Genomic DNA, 20,994 nt, shown 5'->3' on the forward strand with positions numbered 1-20,994 from the left:
GTAGAGGTGGCTCGGCGAAGCCGAGACGGAGTGGGGGCGCGCCCTATCCGATTGCCCTGACCTTCGGGCGGACGCCATACACGATCGCCTTTGGTGCGATAAGGGCACAGCTGCCAGCCTGGCTCGCCTCAGAAAAACTTCGGGATCGGGCCGTTCTGCGGCGTCACGTCGCCTTCGAGGTCGATGAACGCCTCGTCGACAAAGCACCAGGCCCAGCCTTCCGGCGGGTCGTAGCCTTCGATGATAGGGTGCTTGGTGGCGTGGAAATGCTTGGTGGCGTGGCGGTTGGGCGAGTCGTCGCAGCAGCCGACATGGCCGCAGGTACGGCACAGCCTGAGATGCACCCACATGGAGCCGCTCTTCAGGCACTCCTCGCAACCGAGCGCGCTCGGCGTCACCGTCTTGATGTCGCGCGTGTGTTTGCATTCATCCATTATGCTCTCCTGGCCAGTTCGGGCGCTGCTGCGTCGGGTCGCGCGAGATAGGCGTGCAAGGCAGCCACCACCTGGGCGCCTTCGCCGACGGCGGCGGCGACCCGCTTGACCGAGCCGGAGCGCACGTCGCCGATGGCGAACACGCCGCTGCGGCTGGTCTCCATCTGGCCCGCCCCTATGTCGGCGCCGGTGCGCACGAAGCCCCTGGCGTCGAGCGCGATATCGCACCCAGCCAGCCAATCGGTGTTGGGGTCGGCGCCGATGAACAGGAAGAGATGCTGGATCGGCCGCGTCTCGACGCCGCCGGGGTTGCGCCAACGCAACTGGGTGAGATTGCCGCCTTCGCCTTCCAGCGCCTCGATCTCGGTCTCGCCAAGCACCTCGATGTTGGGTTGCGCCTCGATACGCTCGACCAGATAGCGCGACATGGTTTCCCTGAGGCCGCCGCGGCGCGCCAGCATCGTCACCTTGCGCACCTGGCTGGCGAGATAGACCGCCGCCTGCCCCGCCGAATTGCCGGCGCCGACCAGCGCCACTTCTTGCCCTGTGCATAGCCGCGCCTCGATCGGCGAGGCCCAGTAATGCACCGACGTGCCCTCGAACTCGGCCAGCTTGGCGATGTCGAGGCGGCGGTAGCGCGCGCCGCTGGCGATCACCACCGTGCGTGCGCGCAGGCTTTCACCGTCGCCGACGGTAAGCGTGTAGCCCTCGCCTGCTGCACCGAGCAGCTTGGCCTCGTCGGGGATGACTATTTCGACGCCGAATTTCTGCGCCTGGTTGTAGGCGCGCGCCATCAGCGCCATGCCGGAAATGCCGGTGGGGAAACCCAGATAGTTCTCGATGCGCGCGGAGGCGCCGGCCTGGCCGCCGAAGGCGCGGCAATCGAGCACGATGGTCGACAGCCCTTCGGATGCCGCATAGACCGCGGCCGCCAGCCCCGCCGGCCCGGCCCCGACAATGGCGACGTCATAGACCATGTCGGGATCGATCGGCCGCAGCAGGCCGATGCAGCGGGCAAGTTCGGTTTCGCCGGGATTGTGCATCAGCTTGCCGTTGGGGCAGAGCACGATCGGCAGATGGTGCGGGTCAACATGAAAATGCTCAATCAGCGTCTTGGCGCACGGGTCGCTGTCGGAATCGAGCGCGCGGTGCGGCTGGCCGCTGCGGCGCAGAAATCCCTGCAGCCGCAGCGTGTCGCCATTGCCGGCCGGGCCGATGACGACCGGCCCGCTCGAGCCGCTTTCCAGAAGCCCGACGCGGCGCAGGATCAGCGCCCGCATGATCCGCTCGCCAAGGCTTGCCTCCTGCACCAGCAGGTCGCGCAGCCGCTGCGAGGGGATGACGAAGGCCTCGACCGGCTCGGCCGCCTCCGCATTGACCAGCGACGGCCGGCTGGAAAGCTGCGCCAGCTCGCCGATGAAATTGCCGGGACCATGAGTGACGATGGTCTCGCGCCGGCCGGGCCTGGCATCCTGGGTGATATCGACCGTGCCCGACAGGATGACGATCAGCCCCGGCGCCACGGTGCCGGCGGTGACGATGTGCTCGCCGGCGGCATAGGAACTCGCCTCGCCGAACCGGCGCATGCGCTCGATATCGGCGTCGCCCAGGATGGGAAACATCTGGTCGCGGCGGGTGACGGTGATCGGCTGGGTGGGTGGGGCCATAGGTGCGAGCGTAGCGCCACGGCCGCCGGGTTTGAAGTGGTTTGTTGGGGGACTGGCCGGAAGGGGAGGTGGCTCCCGCGCCAGCTGGTTCGGATGCTTCGCATGGCCCCGCGCTGCAAGGCAAACAGCGCGCCGCCAGTGCGACCTTTATAAGGGCGAGCCCGAGCAGTACCGCCAGCAGTCCTCGCTCACCAGTATGCTGCAAGAGCAGCGCGCCGACGGTCGGCGCCGGGCTATCGCGTTACGCCAAGCGCCTGGGGTGCGGTGGTATCCTCGGGCTCCCCGAAGGCAGATCCTGGCGAAATCCCATTCGTCACATCTTTGTAGAGCGCTATCGGATGCGGGCGCCCCACCAGATATCCTTGGATTTCGGGACATCCTTCCTTCATCAGGAAGGCACGCTCGTCCTCTGTTTCGACACCCTCCGCGATGACAGGCAAGGCCAGCGCATTCCCCAGGCTGAGTATCGTGCGCACGATGGCGGCCGATTGGACATTCGAGCCGACACCCGAAACAAAACTGCGATCGATCTTGATCTTGTCGAATGGAAACGCCTGCAACGAGGACAGCGAGGCATATCCCGTGCCAAAATCATCCATCGAGACCCTGACGCCCAACGCCTTCAACCTCCGCAAAACCGACAAGGCAGTTGCCCGGTCGCGGATGAGAACCCCTTCCGTGATTTCCAGTTCCAGCCGCCCCGGAGCAAGGCCGGTCTCGTAGAGGATAGAGTGAACGAGGCCTACCAGGTCCCCGAAACGGAATTGCACGGGAGAGAGGTTCACGGCGATCTGCAGCGGTGAGGGCCAGGAGGCCGCGTCTCTGCACGCCTGCCTGAGCGTCCATTCACCTATCTCAACGATCGTGCCATCCTGTTCGGCAAGCGAGACAAACGCGTTTGGGGAGATGAGCCCATGCTTTGGATGGTGCCATCGGGCGAGTGCCTCGAAGCCGAAGATTTCGCCGTCCATCCTGGCTTGCGGCTGATAATGAAGCACAAGTTCGCCATGGGCGACCGCAGAGCGCAAATCTCGCTGCAAGGCGTAGCGCTCTCTTAGCCGCTTATCCATCTCAGGATCGAAGAATTGCACCATTCGACGACCGTCCGCCTTGGCCCGGTAGAGCGCTGCGTCGGCATTTGCCATCAGCGCCGCTGCATTCTCTCCGTCTTTCGGATAGATCGCCGCCCCGATGCTCACCCCGATCGAAATGTGCTGGCCCCGGATTTCGAATTTGCCTGCCGCCGATTCGAACAGACGGTCCGCGACTTCCTTGGCACCTGCAGACCGGTCATCCATGGCCAGGACAACCGTGAATTCGTCGCCGCCCATGCGCGCGATAAACGCCTCAGGCGCCGCGGTTTGGAGACGCCGGGAAATGGTGCAAAGCAGATCGTCGCCGGCGGCGTGCCCGAAAACGTCGTTCGCCTCTTTAAAATGGTCAAGGTCGATGCTGAAGACGGCAAAGCTGGCGTGCGTTGCTTTTGTTCGCTCGAGCGTCGTGGCCAGGTGTGCTGCAAGCGCGGCCCGGTTCGCCAGGCCGGTAAGCGGATCGTGGTGCGCGAGATGCGCGATTTCCTCGTGCCGTGCCATCAGTTCGGTGCGCGCTACGTTCATGTTCTCGCGCGCGTCGTCCAGGCCGTGGGCGGCTTCCCTCACCTTGTCCTGGAGCAGGTTGAAGCTTTCGGCCATCTCTCCAAGTTCGTCACGAGAGTTTACTGTAACCGGCATGATATTCACGGAGGCATGCGCCGCAGCGAGGTCTCCCCGCCCCAGGGCGACCATGGCAAGAGAGAAATCCTTCAGCGTTCCGGATGTCAGACGCTTTGCCGCGTTGCTCACCTCTGTCGCCGAATGGGTGATCATTCCCGGCAAGATCAGGCCAACGCTGATGGTCAGCAGCGCGACAACGACAAAAATGTCCTCCAGCGCGGCGACCAATGAAGTGTCGCCTTGGGGAACGCTGCCGATCGCCAGGAAATAGCCGGCACCGTCAAGCACGAGCACAAAAAGCATGGCTCCGGTAAGCTTCAGGTGAAGCGTATGTGGCAGCAAGGGTAGACCGAGTGCGTATCGATCCTCCATCGTGCGCCAGGCGTAGAGCGCAGCACCCGAATATGCCAAAGCCAGACCAAACAGGACGGTAGGAAGGCCAAATTGCTGAAATCCCAGTATGGCGGTCAACAGCCATATTGCAGCCGCGCCTACGCCAAGGATGATCGTTCCCCTGGGAGCCCGGAAGGGTCGCTCGGCTTCGGGACTGTCACGGCGCAAGAGCCAGACTGCGATGTTTGGCATGCAGATGCTGATCAGGTACGTAAAATTGGCCGCGGCGATCATCCAGAGCGGATATCCGCACAGCATGAAGCCGATTGCCGCGGCAGCTGTGAGCAGCGTTGCCGCCCAGGGACAATCTGTTGAGGTGCGCCTGGCCAGGAAGCTCGGCAGCAGGCCGTCTTCGCTCAGCTGCGCAAGGGTCCGCGCGGCGCCTGCCAATGGCTGCAACGTTCCATGGAACATGTTCAGCATGATGAGCCAGATGGCGGCCGCCTTGCCGAAACTCCCCAACAAGGGCGCAAAGGTGGGCCCGAGAGCTATGGCGAGGTCGGTGCCGAGCGGCTCCGGTCCGAGCACACCCAGCCAGACAACCGGCAGGACCAGGAAATAGACGCCGGCCATTGCGGCGCTGGCCCACATCGCCAGAGGAATGTTGCGGTTGGGATCGATGGTTTCGCCAACATGGCAGGCTGCAGCCTCAAATGCCGGTGCGGCAAACCCGATCAGATACAGTCCCGCCATCACCGACGTGATGTCGCCGAACAGGCCGGTAAACGGGCTGGTCAGGGCAAAATCCGTCGCCTGCCGCCAGTCGACCGAGCCACTGATGACCGGTACGAGGGATGAGAGAAACGCAAGCGTCGCGGAGGCCGTGGCGATCGGGATCGCCAGTTGGACCACCCACTTGATTCCACACAGGTTCACCGTCGTAAAGAATGCGATAAGCCCGCAGGCGACCGCCTCCACGGGGAGGCCCGGCAGGTACCATTGCTGGATTGCAGACGCTGAAAGAACCGCTGTCAGTCCGCAGGTCGGCACCCAACCCCACCAATAGCAGGTGCCCGTCAGAGCCGAGAGAACGGGACTGTAAGGTCTGAAGGCTTCGGCGCACGCTGCAGAGATACCGCCGACGCGGTTTGGCCACATGAGAACCAATTCGGTCCACGCAGGCGCGGCGGCCCAGCTTAGAAGCAGACCAACAACGAGCAAAGGAACCGCAGCGCTTCCTTGACCGGGAATATTCCCCTGGCCGACAAAAAGGGCGGCAATCAGAAACAGGCTTTGATTGCTGCCACCCATGGCGAGCGCTGTCGTGCCCATCCATCCCAAGGTTCTCGGGTGCGGTCGTGAAGGCGTGAGGCCCGGCATTCAGAGACATCCATTCGAGTGCGGAGCGCTGTCTGACTGGGAAATGTAACCTGCGGCGATATGTCTGTCGAACGTCACGCTCCCAAGTCAAAGTTGGACCATAGGCGAGACATATTAAGACTTCCTACCAAACCAGATCCGCCTGATGATCACTGTCAACGTGCGGTGGCTGCGGTTCAATCATGCTGATGCCGGCCCCAAGGCCTTGATCTCCTCAGATCTGGGATGTCATTTCCAATTTTATCTATCGCCCACTATGGAAGAGCGATCGAATAGTCGCGAATACAGCCTAATATCGATTATTATCGACAAATCTCGTGATTGCGGCGCTATCATCCGAAGGCGGCTGAAATCGACTGTAGATCGCTAATCACATTGACCGCCTTTGACTTCGTACCTCGCCATCGCGGGGCAAGCACCGAGACTTCACGCCGTGCCTCAAGTTGGAGCTAACTTGTGCGAGCACGCCGCATAGCCCCGCGTTGCAGGGCAAACAGCGCGCCGACCACGCTGGGCGCGGCGGTCGGCCTTGGCGCGCTGGTGGGTCCTTCCCAGCCGGCGCCCGTACGGTCGATATGGCGATCGCTCGCTACCATCATCCGATCTGCACCAAACTGGCCTCGGTGACATTTCTGACCATAGGCGTGGCGACGCTCTGGACCGGCCTGCCCGGTTCTGCCGGCCGCGGTGATTTTCTATGGCGCCCGCATCGGCTAGCATGGCCGAGTATCGTCACATGCGGCGACATGGTGTTCTGGACGATGCTTGAGCACGACGCGACCTCGCCAGCGGGCACGCCTTCGACGCCGGCCCGTAGCAGGAATGTGTTCAGCACCAGAACACTTGGGATCAGCGTTGCGGGAGCCTGCACACGTGAGTACTCCGCCTCACAAGCCTTCCGGCTGGTCCTCGAGGACGAACGACGCTGCAATCAGGTCATCGCCACTAATGCGGCCACTGCCGCCAACCATGATGGATGCGACTTTCTGAAAGGTCTTCATGTCGGCCTCTGTTATGCGCGCATCGCGCATTCTCGCCCTGAGAGAACCCAAGCGGGTATCAAGGGCTGGCGATGTCTCGACGTCATCGATCATCTTCGATCATCCTGGAGCGCAATGTGAAATCCGCTGCCCGCCGCCATGGCCGGCGGCGGGCGGCAGCTATTCGATCAGTCGTAGACCTTCACAATTTTCCGGGTGCTGGGATCGACCAGGACGGTGCGGTTGTCGACCACGACGTAGCGGTATTTGACGTTGGGAACTTCGTGCAGCTCGACCGTATCAGGCAAGGCACTGCCGACGTTCAGCTCCACGCCCGGGATCTTCACCGAAGCCAGCGGCTGCTTTTTTACGTATTCGCGGACGACCGTATCCTGCTCCGGTGTGATGACGACATCCTGAGCTGCGGCGGCGCCGACCCCAGCCAAAAGCAACAAGCCTGCAGCGGCACTTGCAAAGTGGATTTTCATGGTTTTCTCCTCGCGTAATCCGGCGACGGCACCACGCCTGTTCGCCGAGAGACCGAACTTGAGATCAGCCAGATTGTTCCTGTGACTTCAGTCCGCGGCGAACCAGACCAAAGTCGGATATCAGCTAAGACCCAAGTCCCGAGGCGGAACGTTCAAGCGGGGCAGGCGTTTCCCAAATGCAACTAAATAAAACAGGAGAGGAACACATGGCCGACGGCCCAACTGTTGTTAATTCTGGTGGTGGTGGCGGCACTGCGATTGCCGTTGTTCTTGCACTTATTGCAGTCGTAGTATTGCTTATTTTTACCGGCGTCATCAATATCCGCGGCGACGGCGGCAAGGATATCAACGTCAAGGTTGAAGCGCCAAAGGTGGAAGCTCCGGCTGTACCCGCAAAGCCTGCGGCACCTGCCCCAGCCCCTGCGAGTGGCGGCTGATCTGGTCGTATCCACGCCTTCAAACTGACCTATGAAAGGAAATTCCCATGACCAGATATTTCGTCAGCGCCGCCGGCGCCCTCGTCCTTATGGCGGGCATCGGAACCTCGTTTGCCGAGGATGTTATTGTTCTCAAGCCCGAACAACAGACGGTCATTCGCGAATATATCCATAAGCAGAAGCTGGCCTCAGTCAGTTTGCTCGGCGTCGAACTCAATGTCGGCACGGCACTTCCAGACACTGTCGAGCTCCACGCAATCGACGTTCCGGATGTCCGCTACAAGTATACGGTTGTCGGAGATCATGCGGTTCTCGTCGATCCCGACACGCGCAAGGTCGTGCAGATCATCGAATAACGCGCGAGCCCGCCGCTCCGGTCTGGAGCGGCGGGCTGTGGCTGCCCTGTGAAAGTCTACGGGCAGCCTTTTCTCAACGGGAGGATGTCTGATGTTTAGCGACAAGGAAACTTGGGTCCTGGAAGCTGCCTTACTCGCGGCAATTCCAATTTGCGTAGCCGTCACCGCACTCGTGGCATTTTTGACCGCGGCCTGGATATGAATCGCTTCCTGTTTGTGATGGGCGACTTTCTATCCCGGCCACCGGGCTTCTATGTCCTTCTTGTAGCCATGCTGCTCTGTACTGCGTTGGTGCCATTCGGCCTGACCAATGTGGTCACCTACGCATTGTCGGTAGCGGCCATCGTGATCACCGGCGTTGTGCTGATCCAGGGTTACCGCGACACGGCCGCCATTCACGCCAAGCTTGATGAGATTGTCGTTTCGCTGAATGAGACCAGAAACGATGTCGTCGGCTTGGAGCATGCCGAGCCGGAGGAGATTCGGGAGAAGCTCCAGACACTCGAAGAAGAAGCAATGAAAGCGGTTCGCCCGCCGCATTGACCCTCCGCTGGACTATCTGTCATCCATCAGCAAAAAAGCCCGGGAACCGGGCTTTTTTGCTTCGCGTCTAAATCATTTCGGACTTATCCGAAACGGGAATTTGGTGCCCAGAAGAGGACTCGAACCTCCACTCCTTGCGGAACACGGACCTGAACCGTGCGCGTCTACCAATTCCGCCATCTGGGCTGGTGCGGGCTCATGTAAGCGGGCAAACGATATGTGTCAACGCGCTTTTTCGAGGGCCTCTGCCTGCCGGCTTAGTTTCCCGGGGGTCAGCGCCGCCCCTCACCTGCCTGCCGGCATCCTCTCCCCGTACAGTGACGGGGAGAGGGGCGCTCTCATCGATGATTTTCGCCGGTCACCTGCGTCACAAGAAGAGCGCCGAGGCTGCGGCCAGCCCTTTCTCCCCGTCACTATACCGGGAGAACTGCCCGGCAGGGCAATGAGGGGCAGCGCCGACTTGGCGAATGCGCTGGCCGAAAACCTCACCCCTCCAGCACGTCCTTCGACGCCACAGTGGAATCGGCGTTGAGCTTGTAGATCACCGGCACGCCGGTGCCGAGCTCGAGCTTGACGATCTCCTCGCCGCTCTTGCCGTCCAGCGCCATGATCAGCGCGCGCAGCGAATTGCCATGCGCGGCGACCAGCACGGTGCCGCCTTTCAGAACATGCGACTGCATGTCGTGCAGGTAATAGGGCCAGACGCGGGCGCCGGTGTCCTTCAGGCTTTCGCCGCCGGGCGGCGGCACGTCGTAGGAGCGGCGCCAGATGTGCACCTGCTTCTCGCCCCACTTCTGGCGCGCGTCGTCCTTGTTGAGGCCGGAGAGATCGCCATAGTCGCGCTCGTTCAGCGCCTGGTCGCGGATCGTCTTCAAATCGCTCTGGCCGACCGCGTCGAGAATGTGCTGGCAGGTCTTCTGCGCCCGGATCAGCGCCGAGGTGAAGGCAATGTCGAATTTCAAGCCGCGTGCCTTGAGCTTCTGGCCGGCTTCCTTGGCCTCCTTGTGGCCCTGCTCGGTAAGGTCGACATCGCGCCAGCCGGTGAACAGGTTCTTCAGGTTCCATTCGCTCTGGCCGTGGCGCACGAGCACGAGAGTTCCCGACATGTTTGCTCCTTCAAAATTATGGATAGTTTAGCTCAAGCCGAGCACGTCCCGCATGGAATAAAGTCCGGGCTTTTTACCGCGCGCCCAGAGCGCGGCCTTGACCGCGCCGCGGGCAAAGATGGCGCGGTCCTCGGCATGGTGCGACAGCGTGATGCGCTCGCCGGTTCCGGCCAGGATGACGCTGTGGTCGCCGACCACCGAGCCGCCGCGCAAGCTGGCAAAGCCGATGGTTCCTGGCTTGCGCACGCCGGTATGGCCGTCGCGTGACCGCACATCTTTGCCGGCAAGGGAAATGCCGCGTCCCGCCGCCGCCGCTTCGCCGAGCAGCAAGGCGGTGCCCGAGGGCGCGTCGACCTTGTGCTTGTGATGCATTTCGAGGATCTCGATGTCGAAATCCTCTGGACCGAGCGCGCGCGCGGCCTGCTCGACCAGCACCGCCAGAAGATTGACGCCGAGGCTCATATTGCCGGATTTGACGATCGTCGCGTGGCGCGCCGCGGCCTCGATCCTGGCGTCGTCTTCCGCCGAGCAGCCGGTGGTGCCGATGACATGGGCAATGCGTGCCTGCGCGGCATAGCCTGCGAATTCGACGGTGGCTGCCGGCATGGTGAAATCGAGCACGCCGTCGGCCTTGGCGAACACCGGCAGCGGATCGTCGCCGATCGTCACATTGATGATGCCGATGCCGGCAAGCTCGCCCGCATCCCTGCCGAGATAGGGCGATTCGGTTCGTTCGACCGCGCCGACGACGCGGGCGCCGGGGATCGAATGGATGGCGCGGATCAGCGTCTGGCCCATGCGGCCGGCCGCCCCCACCACCACCAGGCCCATTGCGCCGGATTCGCTCATGCTGTTCTCCCCACCGCCTTCTTGGCGCGGCTGCGCCGGACCGGAGTTTGGACGGGCTTCGAGTCGTCGACAAGCCCCAGTCCGTTCTTGCCTTGAATGCGGTGGAAGCGGGCGTAGACACTGTTTGGATCGGCCATCAGTGCGGCATGGGTGCCTTCCTCGACCAGGCGCCCCTCTTCAAGCACGATAATGTGGTCGGCGTTGACGACCGTCGACAGGCGATGCGCTATCACGATGGTGGTGCGCCCTTCCATCACATGGGTCAACGCCTCCTGGACGCGCGCCTCGGCCTCGTTGTCGAGCGCCGAGGTCGCTTCGTCCAGCAAAAGGATCGGCGCGTTGCGCACGATCGCCCGCGCAATCGAGACGCGCTGGCGCTGGCCGCCGGAAAGTGTCGAGCCGCCCTCGCCGACGGGCGTGTCGTAACCCTGCGGCTGCTGACGGATGAACTCGTCGGCCGCCGCCAGCACCGCCGCCCGCTCGATCTCGGCGTCGGTCGCCGAAAGTCGGCCAAAACGGATGTTGTCGCGTATGCTGCCTTCGAACAGATAGGGCGCCTGCGAGACATAGGCGATCGAGCCGCGCAGCGAGTGCTTGGTGACTTTGGAAATGTCCTGGCCATCGATCTCGATCGAACCCTTGTCGACATCGTAGAAGCGCTGCAGCAGCGCCACGAGCGTCGTCTTGCCGGCGCCCGAGGCCCCGACCACCGCCGTAACCTTGCCGGCCGCGGCGGTGAAACTCAGGTTCCTGATCACCGGCATGTCGGCGCTGTAGCCGAACGTCACATTGTCGAAGCGAACCTCGCCGGTGGTGATCCTGGCTTCGACCGCGTCGGGCGCATCGCCCTGTTTAGGCTCCAGGTCGAGCAGCTCGTAAATCATCCGGGCGTTGACCAGGGCACGTTCCATACCGACCTGCGTACGAGCCAGGCGCCGTGCCGGATCGTAGGCCATGATCAGCGCGGTGATGAAGGAAAACACAGCGCCTGGTGGTTGTCCGAGCACCAGCGCCCGGTAGCCGGAATAGGCAAGGACGGAGGTAATGGCGAGACCGCCCAAAATCTCGGAAATCGGCGACAGCCGCTCCGCGACCCGGGCGATCTTGTTGTTACGCTGCTCGGCCGTATCGGCCATGATGCCGATCCGGCGCGCCAGCTCGGCTTCCAGAGTGAAGGCCTTGACGATGGCGATGCCTTGGGTGGCCTCCTGCACCGACCCGTTCAGCCGCGAGTTGATCAGCACCGATTCCCGGTTGATGCGCCGCAATCGGCGGGTGATGTAGACGACGGCCCAGATCAGCGGCGGCCCGATCAGCAGCGAGCTGAGCGACAACACCGGATCCTGGTAGATCATGACGCCGACAAGGGCGATCAGCGAGACCGCGTCGCGGCTGATGGAGGTCAGCGTCAGCGACAGCAGATCGCGAACGCCCCCGACATTCTCGTTGACCTGTGCCGCCAGCCGACCGGAACGCGTATCGTTGAAGAAGTCGACGCCGAGCTTCATCAGATGGTCGAAGCTGCGCTTCTGGTAGCGGGCGACCAGATTGTTGCCGATCTTGGCCAACGCGACCGCCTGGCCGTAACCGGCGAAGCCGCGCAGCACGGAGGCGGCCATGAACCCGGCGCAGATCCAGACGATCATGTCGCCGCGTCGTTCGTAGAAGATCTCGTTGATCATCGGGGCCATGATCCACGCCGTGAAGGCGGTGGTGGCGGAAACAATCAGCAGGCAGCCGACGGCAACGACATAGGTCCAGCGATATTCACTACCGTTTTCGGCCAGGATGCGGCGCAGCACCGCAGTGACCTCAGCTGGCTGGACTTTCAGTTTGAGTGGACTTTGAGCGGTCAAATCGCGGGCGCTTCGTGGTTTGCTAGAGCATGATGCCGAAAAGTGTGAAGCGGTTTTCGGACGACATCACGCTCTATCTCTTTGATTTAGAGCCGGATTCAGATTTCAGGTCGATTCGATCTGAGATCATCCGGCTCTAGGGATGCCAGGCTGGAATTCGGCCCCCTCTTAGCGCCCCGGCTACGGCTTGCCTATGGCGAAACTTCGTCGCGGCCCGAGGTTAGGGTCACGAGAGCGGCAGCCATTTCCAGGAAAATACCCGTTTTCGGGACGAAATGGATCATGCCCGCCAGCGCCGCCCCGCCGTCTGGACGCCGAACAGCGACGGGTTGCGGGCATAGGCGGCAAGGCCCAGAAGTGCCGCCAGAGGGTGGGTGATGACATAGACCGGCATCGAGGCCATCAGCGCGCTGTGCGGCGCCTTGTCCTCGAAGGCGGCGCGGAAATTGCCTTCCTTCAGTGCCGGAACGATCTTCTGCGCGATGCCGCCGGTCAAGAACACGCCGCCGCGGCTCATGAACACCAGCGCGAGGTCGCCGGCGGTGCGGCCGAGGCAGGTGACGAACAGCGCCAGCGCTTCCTCGGCAACCGGGTCGGTCTTGGCCAGCGCCGCCCCGGTGATTTCGGCCGGCGTGGTGAACGGCGCCGGCTTGCCGTCGGCCTTGGCGACCGCCCGGTAGACATTGACCAGACCGCGCCCGCACAGGATCTGCTCGCCCGAAATGCGGCCGTCCAGCTTTTCGATATGCGGGAACACCTCGAAATCGCGCGGCGTCCGCGGACCGATATCCATATGGCCGCCTTCGCCAGGCACCGGTATCCAGTGGTGGAGGGCATGAACCAACCCGGCGACGCCGAGGCCGGTGCCGGGGCCGAGCACGACGCGTCCGGCATTCTCCTCCGGCGTGCCGCCGCCGATCTTTTCCATGTGCTCTTCGCCGAGCGCCACGACGGCCAGCGCCTGCGCCTCGAAATCGTTGAGCACGACGATGTCGCCCAGGCCCAGATTGGCAAACATCTGCTTCGGCTTCACCACCCAGGGACAGTTGGTAAGCGGGATCTCGTCGCCATCGACTGGTCCGGCGATCGCCAGCACTGCCGAATTCGGCCGGATGGACGACCGGTCGAGCACCGCCGCCTGGATCGCCTCGTCTATGGTGGCGAAATTGGCGGTTTGCACGATATGCGGCTCACCGGCTTCCGAATTTGCGTCGAGCACGATCGAAAAGCGCGCATTGGTGCCGCCGATGTCGCCGATCAGCACTGGAAACCGCAACGCGGTGTCGTCGTCGCCTGACATGCTCTTGCTCGTCCCCTTTGCGGCGCCGTTGCGACCGTTTCAATCGCCCGGTTTTTCAATCGCCCGGTTTTTCAATCGCCCGGTGTTCAATCGCCCGGTGTTCAATCGATTGACTAGCGCATGGCCCCGGAAAGGGAAAGCGTCAGTTCGCCATCACTGTCCGACGTTTGCCGGCGGCCGTCGCCTTGGCAGGGGAATGCCGATCTCCGGCGTGGCGGTGAATGCGTTGGCTGCCCCAGGCAACCCGCCCGCATTGCCCGCAATAGGCGGAGGCGCGTCGGGTTCCGGCGCCCTGGCGGCGATCGGCACGCCGCCGCCGCGATAGGTGACGGCTTCCGCCGAGTCGGCATCGGGCTGGTCGAGCACGAACTGGCATTGTTTCGGCAGGTTCGCCATCGTCATCAGGTCGCGCGCCTTGGGCGCGTCCGGGTTCTTGTTGGGCCGCCACGGCTCCTCGGTAAACCACCAGGCCAGCGGCTTGCCGCAGCCGTCATCGTCGGGCGTCGCTTCCTGCCCCTTGCAGTTGGGCGAGCCCGGCTGGCAGCCGATGCGGATGTGGAAATGATAGTCATGGCCCCAGAACGGCCGGATTTTTCTCAGCCAGGTACGGTCGCCGGTGACGGTGTCGCACAGCTTCTTCTTGATGCCTGGATTGACCAGGATGCGCTCGACTTCCGGATAGCTCGCGGCGCGCTTCAACAGCTTGGTGTGCATCGGCTTCCACAGCCTGTCCTTCACCAGATGCGTCTTGTCGTCGACCATCAGCGTCGCGCTGATGTTTTCTCGCTCCTGGGTGGTGAGCTTGCGGTCGGGCATCGGCGTCAGCCAGATGTCGGCGTCGAGGCCGATCTGGTGCGAGGCGTGCCCGGTCAGCATCGGCCCGCCGCGCGGCTGCGAAATGTCGCCGATCAACAGCCCCGGCCAGCCGTCGGCGGCGGCATCGCGCGACAGTTTCTCGATCAGCGCGATCATCGTTGGATGACCCCAACGCCGGTTGCGCGAGGGACGCATCACCTCCCAGTTCTGGCCGTCCATCGGAATGGCGACGCCGCCGGTGAAGCAGCCCTTTGAATAGAAGCCGAAGGATTGCGCCGCGGCCACCGCCGGCAGCTTCTTGGCGCCGAACAGGTCTTTTGCCCGTGGCTCGGCCGTGATTGCGCCCGCGACCAGCCCGGCCAGCGCCACGATCGCCAGCGCCGCCGTCAGGAACGGCCGTCTCCCGGTCAAGGATCGCATCGAAATCGTCATGAACCCCACTGCAAAAGTCCGCGACACAATCCAATCATATCACGTTCGGGCTCGCGTTTCGATTATCTACCTTCATCGGGCTGCGCGGCTCGCCGTCGCGCCAGCTGCCGTCGGCCCACATCCGATCGAACGCCTGGCGGTAGTCCGGATAGCGGAACCGGTAGCCCGCTGCCCTGATCGCGGCGTTGGCGACGCGCTTGTTCTCGCCATAGAAGGATCGCGCCATGGGCGAAAGTTGGGCGGTCTCGAAAGGAATCTCCGGCGGCGGCTCAACGCCCATCAGCGAAGCCGCATAGGTGACGACATCCTGCGGCGGCGCCGGCTCGTCATCGGTGATGTTGAAGATGCCTGATGTATTGCCACCGATGAGGTGCCAGAGCGCGCCGGCGATGTCGTCGCAATGGATGCGGTTGAACACCTGGCCGGGCTTGACCAGCCGCCGCGCCGTGCCGTTTTCCAGATTGACCAGCGCGTTGCGTCCTTGCCCGTAAATGCCGGAAAGCCGCAGGATCGCCACCGGCTTGCCGGTATCGAGGCCAAGCTGCAGCCAGTCTCGCTCGGCCGCCACTCGCATCGACGAGCGTTTCGACACCGGCCGGCACTCGGCCGTTTCATCGACCCAGGCGCCGTCATAATTGCCATAGACGCCGACGGTCGAAAGATAGCCGATCCAGCGAAGCGCCGGCATCGCCTCGATCGCCTTGCGCGCGGCGAGAAGCACAGGGTCGCCGGCCTCCTCCGGGGCTACGGAGATGACAAGATGGGTGGTGGTCTCCAGCGTTTCGCCGATTTCAGGTGTCAGGGCGCCGTGAAACAGCAGCGGCGCGATGCCGGCCTGACGCAATGCCTCGAATTTCTCGGCCGAGCGCGTGGTGCCGAAGATCGTAATCGCCTCCGCAATGGCCCGTGCAAAGGCTTTGCCTGAATAGCCGGCGCCGAAGATAAAAACCTGCTTTTCGTTCATGCGTGCGCCTCAATTGGCAATGCGGACAGCCATTCGTCCTGCACTGTCGTGTCGGTTTCGGTTTTCAAGTAGATCGCCGCCTGCCCGTTGAATTCGGCGGCCGTCACCAGCCGCGCCAGCGCCCAGATCGCCGCGCCGCGCACCAGCGGCGAGGCGTCGCCAAGGAGGGTGCGGACAGGGTCAGCCAGCAAAGTATCGCCGGAATTGCCGGCGGCAACCAGCACGTTGCGGACAAAACGATCGCGGCCGATGCGCTTGATCGGCGAGCCCGAGAAGAAAGACCGGAACGCCGTGTCGTCCAGCTGCAACAGCTCGCCCAGCGGCGGCTCGCGCAGTTCATCGCGGGCAGCAAGCTTGGCCTCCGAGGCGGCGCGGGCGAACTTGTTCCACGGGCAGGCGGCGAGACAATCGTCGCAGCCATAGATGCGGTTGCCGATCTTTTCGCGGAATTCTTGCGGGATGGGGCCCCTGTTCTCGATGGTCAGGTAGGAGATGCAGCGCCTGGCATCGAGCCGATAGGGCGCCGGAAAGGCGTCGGTCGGGCAGGCGTCGAGACAGGCGCGGCAGGAACCGCAATGGTCTACCTCGGTCGCATCTGGCGTGAGCTCAGCCGTGGTGAAGATGGTGCCGAGAAACAGCCAGGAGCCGTGCTCGCGGCTGACCAGATTGGTGTGCTTGCCTTGCCAGCCGAGCCCGGCGGCCTCAGCCAGCGGCTTTTCCATAACCGGGGCCGTATCGACGAAAACCTTCACGTCGCCGCCGGCCCGCGCGACGATCTTGCCAGCGATCTCCTTCAGCCGGCCCTTCATCACTTCGTGATAGTCGCGGTTTTGCGCATAGACCGAGATCGCGCCGAGATCGCGCCTTGCCTGCAGCGCACGCGGATCGTGGTCGGGGCCGTAATTCATTGCCAGCACGATGATCGAGCGCACCTCGGGCCACAGCGTCGAAGGCTCGCTGCGGCGTTGGAGCGTCTCCGCAATCCAAGCCATCGAACCGTGAAAACCATCGGCGACGAATTCTGCCAATCTGGCCGGCGCCAGCGGGATCGCGTCAGGCGTGGTGACGGCAACCGCATCGAAGCCGGCGCGCCGCGCCTCGGCGTCGATCAGCGCGCGCAGGGTTTGGCTTCTAGAAGTCGAGGTCCGCATAATGCGAAACCGGCGACAGGCCGCGAACCCGGTCGGAGAGCAGCGGCCGGAACGACGGCCGCGATTTCACCCGCGTGTACCATTCGCGCGCCGCGGCATGCTCGCGCCAATCGATCTCGCCGAGATAATCCAGCACCGACAGCGTCGCCGCTGCCGCCAGGTCGGCATAGGTGACCTTGCTGCCGGCCAGCCAATGACGGGTGCCGGCCAGCCAGTTGGTGTACTTCATGTGCTGGCGAATGTTGGCGCGCGCCGCGCGGATCGCCGCCGAATCGGGGGAACCGCCGCCCGCCGTTTCCGGCATCACCGGCTTCAGCACGCGCTCGCGCACCAGATGCCGGGTCACTTCGCTCTCGGCCTTGTTGAGATACCAGTCGGTCAGGCGGCGGATTTCGGCGCGCTGCATCGGGTCTTCCGCAAACAGGCGCTTGTCGCGCTTCAGGACACCACGTGTTTCGTCGAGATATTCAGCGATCACCATGGCGCCGACGATCGGCACGTCGCCTTCGGCCAGCAGGATAGGCAAGGTGCCGGCTGGGTTCAGCGCCAGAAACTCCTTGCGCCGCGTCCACGGTTTTTCCTCGATCAGCGCCAGCTCCTCGCCATATTCGCCGAAGGCGAGGCGCACGAAGCGGCAGGTGGCGAACATCGGGTGATGGAAAAGCGTCAGCATGATTCCGCGATATTAAGGCGCACTGGCGAATCGCCGTCCGCACCGGTAAGTCTTGGCGGCCCGTCATGCGGCCGTCACGGTGCTGCGACCTATAGGGGGACTTCCGCGCCGTGACAAGCAAGCCCTTTTGCCAGCCGTTTCCTTCCGTCCCTTGAATGCCGAGGTTGCCATATGGATAGCCATACCATTGTCGAAGCCCTGCTGCTCGGCCTGCTGGAGGGGCTGACCGAGTTCATCCCGGTCTCCTCGACCGGCCATATCCTGCTCGCCGGCCATTTCCTCGGCTTCCATTCCACCGGCAAGGCGTTCGAGATCCTGATCCAGCTGGGCGCCATCCTGGCGATCCTCAGCGTCTATTTCCGCCGCCTGTGGCAGATGCTGCTCGACCTGCCGCATGACCGGCTGACGCGGCATTTCGTCCTCGGCATCCTGATTGCCTTCCTGCCGGCCGCCATCATCGGCGCGCTGGCGCATGATTTCATCAAGACGGTGCTGTTCGAATCGCCAAGGCTGATCTGCATCATGCTGATCATCGGCGGCGTCGTGCTCTTGGTCGTCGACCGCATGAAGCTGCAGCCGGTCTACCGTGACGTCGAGCGCTTCCCGACAAGGCTTTACCTGCAGATCGGCCTGTTCCAGTGCCTGTCGCTGATCCCCGGCACGTCGCGCTCCGGCTCGACCATCGTCGGCGCGCTGCTGCTGGGCGTCGACAAGCGCGCGGCGGCGGAATTCTCCTTCTTCCTCGCCATCCCGACCATGGTCGGCGCCTTCGCCTTCGATCTGTTCAAGAACCGCAACGTGCTGAGCAGCGCCGACCTGCCGATCATCGCTATCGGCTTCATCGCCGCCTTCCTTACCGCGCTGATCGTCGTCCGCTTCCTGCTCGATTACGTCTCGCGCAACGGCTATTCGCTGTTCGGCTGGTGGCGCCTGGTGGTGGGAGCGGTTGGGTTGGTGGCGCTTTTCATTTGGGGGTGAGCTTTACCCTCCCCCTTGTGGGGGTCCGAAGGACGGGCGAGACAGGCGGCTCGCCCCGGTCAGTCGATCTGCAAAGCGGATCGGGGTGGGGGCGCCACGCCCCCGCCCCGTTTCGCCAACGACGCTTCGGGTCGCTTGCTCACCGACCCTCCCCACAAGGGGGAGGGTAAAGGCCGCTAACTCCTCCCAAAAAACGCGTTCTCGACATGCACCGGCCAGCGCCAGGGCAGCACCGCGATCATGTCGAAGCGCATCGACAATCTGCCGTAGTCCGGCTGCCGCGACAGCCAGATGTCGGCGGCGCCCTCGATGCGGCGCTCCGATTCGTGGCCGATCGCCTCCATCGCTTCCATCAGCGTGCGCCGCGCCTTGACCTCGACGAACAGCACCAGGTCGCCGCGCCTGGCGATCAGGTCGATCTCGCCGAAGCGGGTGCGATGCCGGCGGGCGAGGATGCGATAACCTTTCAGCATCAGCGCCGCTGCCGCCAGCCACTCGCCGCGATGGCCGCGCCGATAGGCTTTTTGGCGGCTGGCGGCCGGGCGCTCAGCCACCTTCGCCTTCTCCAACCGCATCCCTGAGTTCCAGCAGCCGCCGGTAAAGCGCCTGCTTCTGCCCGCCGGTCATCTTCGCCGCCTCCGCCGCCGCCTTGGACGCCGGCATTTCGGCGGCCAGCGACAGCAGCAGCCTGTCGATGTCGGCGGGTTGGTCGGCCTTGATCTCGGCGGGCCCGACGCAGATGACGATTTCGCCCTTCGGCGTATCGGCCGCCGCATAATGATCGGCCAGCGCCTGCAGCGTTCCCGTCCGCATCTCTTCGAAAGTCTTGGTCAGCTCGCGGCCGATGGCGGCCTTGCGCGCGCCGCCCAACGCCTCGACCATGGCGACCAGCGTTTCGGCCAGCCGGCGTGGCGACTCGAAGAAGATCAGCGTTGCCGGCACCGCCCTGAACGTTTCCAGCTTTGTCATCCGCTGCCCTGATTTCACCGGCAGAAACCCGGCAAACAGGAAGGCGTCGGACGGCAGGCCCGACGCCGTCAGCGCCGCCAGCGGCGCCGATGGGCCGGGGATCGGCACCACGCGCAGGCCGCGCTCCAGCGCTTCGCCGACCAGCCGGTAGCCTGGGTCGGAGATCAGCGGCGTGCCGGCATCCGAAATCAGCGCCACGCTCTGCCCGGCCTCGAGTGCCGCGATCAGCTTCGGCCCGGCCTCGCCGGCATTGTGCTCGTGATAAGCGGTGGTGCGCCGCCGGATGCCGTAGCGATCGAGCAACACGCGCGAGACGCGAGTGTCCTCGCAGGCGACGATGTCGGCGGCGGCGAGCGTCTCCAGCGCGCGCAGCGTGATGTCGGAGAGGTTGCCGATCGGCGTCGCCACCAGATACAGCGCCGGCGCCAGCGACCGGACCGCGATCTCGGTCTGCCCGATCACATAGCTGCGCTTCTCGCCGGTCACCGGGGTCTCTCCATTTCGCCCTGTTTGGCACGGCGCGCGCCGGGTTGCAAAACTCCCGAACATCGAGCCAAACCTGACGCCGATGTAACCCGGCGGCCATGTCTTTGCCACAGTGGGGAACGAAAGCGTGGCTGGCGGATTGAATACCTGAGTCTCTTGAGGAGGAGGACAGGATGGACAGCCTGGAATTGCAGGACGTTTTCGAGCCCTACTATGCCGAGCGCAAGCGCTTCACTGCGCGAAAGGGCAAGCGTGCGCTCGCCGAAAGCGACCTGGCCAGTCGGGCGGCCACCGCCTTGCCGACGAATGTCAGGCTTTCGGACAACAAACCGGACAGCACGACGGAGCACTGACCGTACGATGCCCAATCGTTTCGATATCTTCATCACCCGTCTTGAAACGAAGAGCGCCCGCGAAGGCGCGCCGCCGCATCCGATGAACGACCAGAACAGCGTCCGCCGGGACAAGAGCGACGCCAAGCCGGCCCGGACCGGAGAGGCGCATGCCGAGAAACACCGCGGCAAGCGCCGCTTCAAGCACGACGCTTAGTTTGTCGATCGGTGCAACATCGTCATCCTAGGGCGAAGCAAGGAGCGAAGTGACGCGGCGCAGACCCTATGATCCATTCCGTGACCTCTGCCGAAGGATGCAGCGGCGCAGAATTCTGAACCGCTGCAGCGCCTTAACCTCGCGGCATGAATCCCGGGTGAAGCCCGAGGATGGCGAACGCGGGCGTGGAACGCCCCAACCACATCAGTCAGCCTAGGTATCGCGTCACCCTCACCTCCAGCAATCGCACCAACTCCGGATCCATGAATCCGTAATCATCCGGGATGTCGAGGCAGATGACGCGGGCCTTCTTCAGGCTCTCCTTGAATTTCTTCTGCAGCTTGGTGCGGTGCGCCTTTTCCATCACGAAGACGATGTCGGCCCAGGCGACCAGCTCATGCGTCAGCGGCGTGTGGGCGTCGTGGTTGGTGCCGGCCGACGCGACCTCGATATCCCTACGTTTGGAGAACACCTGCTCGGCGGTCGGGCTGCGCAAGCGGTTCTGGCTGCAGACGAACAGCACGTTCTTCATCGC

At 63.6% G+C, this 20,994-nt stretch carries 21 protein-coding genes, 1 tRNA gene and 1 pseudogene; 5 read left to right on the forward strand and 18 right to left on the reverse strand.

Annotated elements, in window-relative coordinates; translation table 11 throughout:
* Positions 1 to 128 precede the first annotated feature (128 nt).
* From ACYG9Z_RS14065 to ACYG9Z_RS14085, 5 genes are all read right to left on the reverse strand, one after another.
* Positions 129 to 434 (reverse strand): UBP-type zinc finger domain-containing protein, encoded by a 306-nt coding sequence (locus tag ACYG9Z_RS14065; RefSeq protein WP_023672079.1) that lies wholly within the window; start codon positions 432 to 434, stop codon positions 129 to 131.
* The gene (locus ACYG9Z_RS14070) at positions 434 to 2,101 is read right to left on the reverse strand and encodes an FAD-dependent oxidoreductase (RefSeq protein ID WP_023752814.1); all 1,668 of its coding nucleotides are present in this window, start codon (positions 2,099 to 2,101) and stop codon (positions 434 to 436) included. Before ACYG9Z_RS14070 ends, ACYG9Z_RS14065 begins: the two co-directional genes overlap by 1 nt.
* A 233-nt stretch (positions 2,102 to 2,334) precedes the next feature.
* Complete coding sequence (locus ACYG9Z_RS14075; RefSeq protein ID WP_084566340.1) at positions 2,335 to 5,526, reverse strand: amino acid permease; 3,192 nt, start codon at positions 5,524 to 5,526, stop codon at positions 2,335 to 2,337.
* Positions 5,527 to 6,413: 887 nt separating this feature from the next.
* Positions 6,414 to 6,620 (reverse strand): hypothetical protein, encoded by a 207-nt coding sequence (locus tag ACYG9Z_RS14080; RefSeq protein ID WP_023681214.1) that lies wholly within the window; start codon positions 6,618 to 6,620, stop codon positions 6,414 to 6,416.
* 74 nt (positions 6,621 to 6,694) lie between these two features.
* A complete protein-coding gene (locus tag ACYG9Z_RS14085; protein WP_023681215.1) occupies positions 6,695 to 6,994 on the reverse strand; it encodes a DUF1236 domain-containing protein in 300 nt (99 codons plus the stop codon).
* A 176-nt stretch (positions 6,995 to 7,170) separates the two neighbouring features.
* On the opposite strand from ACYG9Z_RS14085, the gene ACYG9Z_RS14090 reads away from it, so the two are divergent.
* The 3 genes from ACYG9Z_RS14090 to ACYG9Z_RS14100 all read left to right on the forward strand — a co-directional run bounded on the left by ACYG9Z_RS14090 (position 7,171) and on the right by ACYG9Z_RS14100 (position 8,330).
* A complete protein-coding gene (locus ACYG9Z_RS14090; protein WP_245263031.1) occupies positions 7,171 to 7,431 on the forward strand; it encodes a hypothetical protein in 261 nt (86 codons plus the stop codon).
* A 47-nt stretch (positions 7,432 to 7,478) separates the two neighbouring features.
* Positions 7,479 to 7,787 carry a DUF1236 domain-containing protein gene (locus tag ACYG9Z_RS14095; RefSeq protein WP_023681217.1) on the forward strand — a complete coding sequence of 103 codons (309 nt, stop codon included), beginning with the start codon at positions 7,479 to 7,481 and terminating at the stop codon, positions 7,785 to 7,787.
* Positions 7,788 to 7,985: 198 nt separating this feature from the next.
* Positions 7,986 to 8,330, forward strand: a complete 345-nt coding sequence (locus tag ACYG9Z_RS14100; RefSeq protein WP_023681218.1) for a low affinity iron permease family protein — start codon at positions 7,986 to 7,988, stop codon at positions 8,328 to 8,330.
* A 101-nt stretch (positions 8,331 to 8,431) separates the two neighbouring features.
* Here the strand turns inward: ACYG9Z_RS14100 and ACYG9Z_RS14105 are convergent.
* The 9 genes from ACYG9Z_RS14105 to ACYG9Z_RS14145 form a co-directional block, all read right to left on the reverse strand.
* A tRNA-Leu gene (locus tag ACYG9Z_RS14105) sits at positions 8,432 to 8,516 on the reverse strand.
* A gap of 299 nt (positions 8,517 to 8,815) precedes the next feature.
* Positions 8,816 to 9,436, reverse strand: coding sequence for a 2,3-bisphosphoglycerate-dependent phosphoglycerate mutase (locus ACYG9Z_RS14110; protein WP_023681219.1), 621 nt, complete (start codon positions 9,434 to 9,436; stop codon positions 8,816 to 8,818).
* Between the two features lie 27 nt (positions 9,437 to 9,463).
* Positions 9,464 to 10,285, reverse strand: a complete 822-nt coding sequence (dapB, locus tag ACYG9Z_RS14115) for a 4-hydroxy-tetrahydrodipicolinate reductase (RefSeq protein ID WP_023681220.1) — start codon at positions 10,283 to 10,285, stop codon at positions 9,464 to 9,466.
* Positions 10,282 to 12,141 carry an ABC transporter ATP-binding protein gene (locus ACYG9Z_RS14120; RefSeq protein ID WP_023681221.1) on the reverse strand — a complete coding sequence of 620 codons (1,860 nt, stop codon included), beginning with the start codon at positions 12,139 to 12,141 and terminating at the stop codon, positions 10,282 to 10,284. The genes dapB and ACYG9Z_RS14120 overlap by 4 nt, the downstream gene beginning before the upstream one ends.
* A gap of 280 nt (positions 12,142 to 12,421) precedes the next feature.
* Positions 12,422 to 13,441: a glucokinase gene (locus ACYG9Z_RS14125; RefSeq protein WP_023752811.1), complete on the reverse strand. Its 1,020-nt coding sequence runs from the start codon at positions 13,439 to 13,441 to the stop codon at positions 12,422 to 12,424.
* Positions 13,442 to 13,594: 153 nt separating this feature from the next.
* A complete protein-coding gene (gene mepA, locus ACYG9Z_RS14130; protein WP_460222829.1) occupies positions 13,595 to 14,677 on the reverse strand; it encodes a penicillin-insensitive murein endopeptidase in 1,083 nt (360 codons plus the stop codon).
* A 46-nt stretch (positions 14,678 to 14,723) separates the two neighbouring features.
* Positions 14,724 to 15,653, reverse strand: a complete 930-nt coding sequence (locus tag ACYG9Z_RS14135; protein ID WP_023752809.1) for an SDR family oxidoreductase — start codon at positions 15,651 to 15,653, stop codon at positions 14,724 to 14,726.
* Complete coding sequence (gene queG / locus ACYG9Z_RS14140) at positions 15,650 to 16,804, reverse strand: tRNA epoxyqueuosine(34) reductase QueG (RefSeq protein ID WP_023752808.1); 1,155 nt, start codon at positions 16,802 to 16,804, stop codon at positions 15,650 to 15,652. Before queG ends, ACYG9Z_RS14135 begins: the two co-directional genes overlap by 4 nt.
* The gene (locus tag ACYG9Z_RS14145; RefSeq protein ID WP_023672063.1) at positions 16,785 to 17,477 is read right to left on the reverse strand and encodes a glutathione S-transferase family protein; all 693 of its coding nucleotides are present in this window, start codon (positions 17,475 to 17,477) and stop codon (positions 16,785 to 16,787) included. Before ACYG9Z_RS14145 ends, queG begins: the two co-directional genes overlap by 20 nt.
* A gap of 171 nt (positions 17,478 to 17,648) precedes the next feature.
* Between ACYG9Z_RS14145 and ACYG9Z_RS14150 the strand changes: the two genes are divergently transcribed.
* Positions 17,649 to 18,455: an undecaprenyl-diphosphate phosphatase gene (locus tag ACYG9Z_RS14150; protein ID WP_023752807.1), complete on the forward strand. Its 807-nt coding sequence runs from the start codon at positions 17,649 to 17,651 to the stop codon at positions 18,453 to 18,455.
* Between the two features lie 176 nt (positions 18,456 to 18,631).
* Here the strand turns inward: ACYG9Z_RS14150 and ACYG9Z_RS14155 are convergent, their stop codons facing one another.
* On the reverse strand, positions 18,632 to 19,009 hold the full coding sequence (locus ACYG9Z_RS14155) for a YraN family protein (protein WP_023698068.1): 378 nt from the start codon (positions 19,007 to 19,009) through the stop codon (positions 18,632 to 18,634).
* Positions 19,002 to 19,910, reverse strand: a complete 909-nt coding sequence (gene rsmI, locus ACYG9Z_RS14160; protein WP_023752806.1) for a 16S rRNA (cytidine(1402)-2'-O)-methyltransferase — start codon at positions 19,908 to 19,910, stop codon at positions 19,002 to 19,004. The genes ACYG9Z_RS14155 and rsmI overlap by 8 nt, the downstream gene beginning before the upstream one ends.
* A 173-nt stretch (positions 19,911 to 20,083) precedes the next feature.
* Between rsmI and ACYG9Z_RS14165 the strand changes: the two genes are divergently transcribed.
* Positions 20,084 to 20,263 carry a hypothetical protein gene (locus ACYG9Z_RS14165; protein WP_023752805.1) on the forward strand — a complete coding sequence of 60 codons (180 nt, stop codon included), beginning with the start codon at positions 20,084 to 20,086 and terminating at the stop codon, positions 20,261 to 20,263.
* Positions 20,264 to 20,342: 79 nt separating this feature from the next.
* Here the strand turns inward: ACYG9Z_RS14165 and ACYG9Z_RS14170 are convergent.
* Positions 20,343 to 20,477 (reverse strand): annotated as a pseudogene (locus tag ACYG9Z_RS14170) (EamA family transporter); the annotation flags it as partial.
* A 190-nt stretch (positions 20,478 to 20,667) separates the two neighbouring features.
* Positions 20,668 to 20,991 carry a low molecular weight protein tyrosine phosphatase family protein gene (locus tag ACYG9Z_RS14175; protein WP_023702417.1) on the reverse strand — a complete coding sequence of 108 codons (324 nt, stop codon included), beginning with the start codon at positions 20,989 to 20,991 and terminating at the stop codon, positions 20,668 to 20,670.
* Between the last annotated feature and the right edge of the window lie 3 nt (positions 20,992 to 20,994).

This window comes from Mesorhizobium sp. RSR380A, from assembly GCF_054719385.1.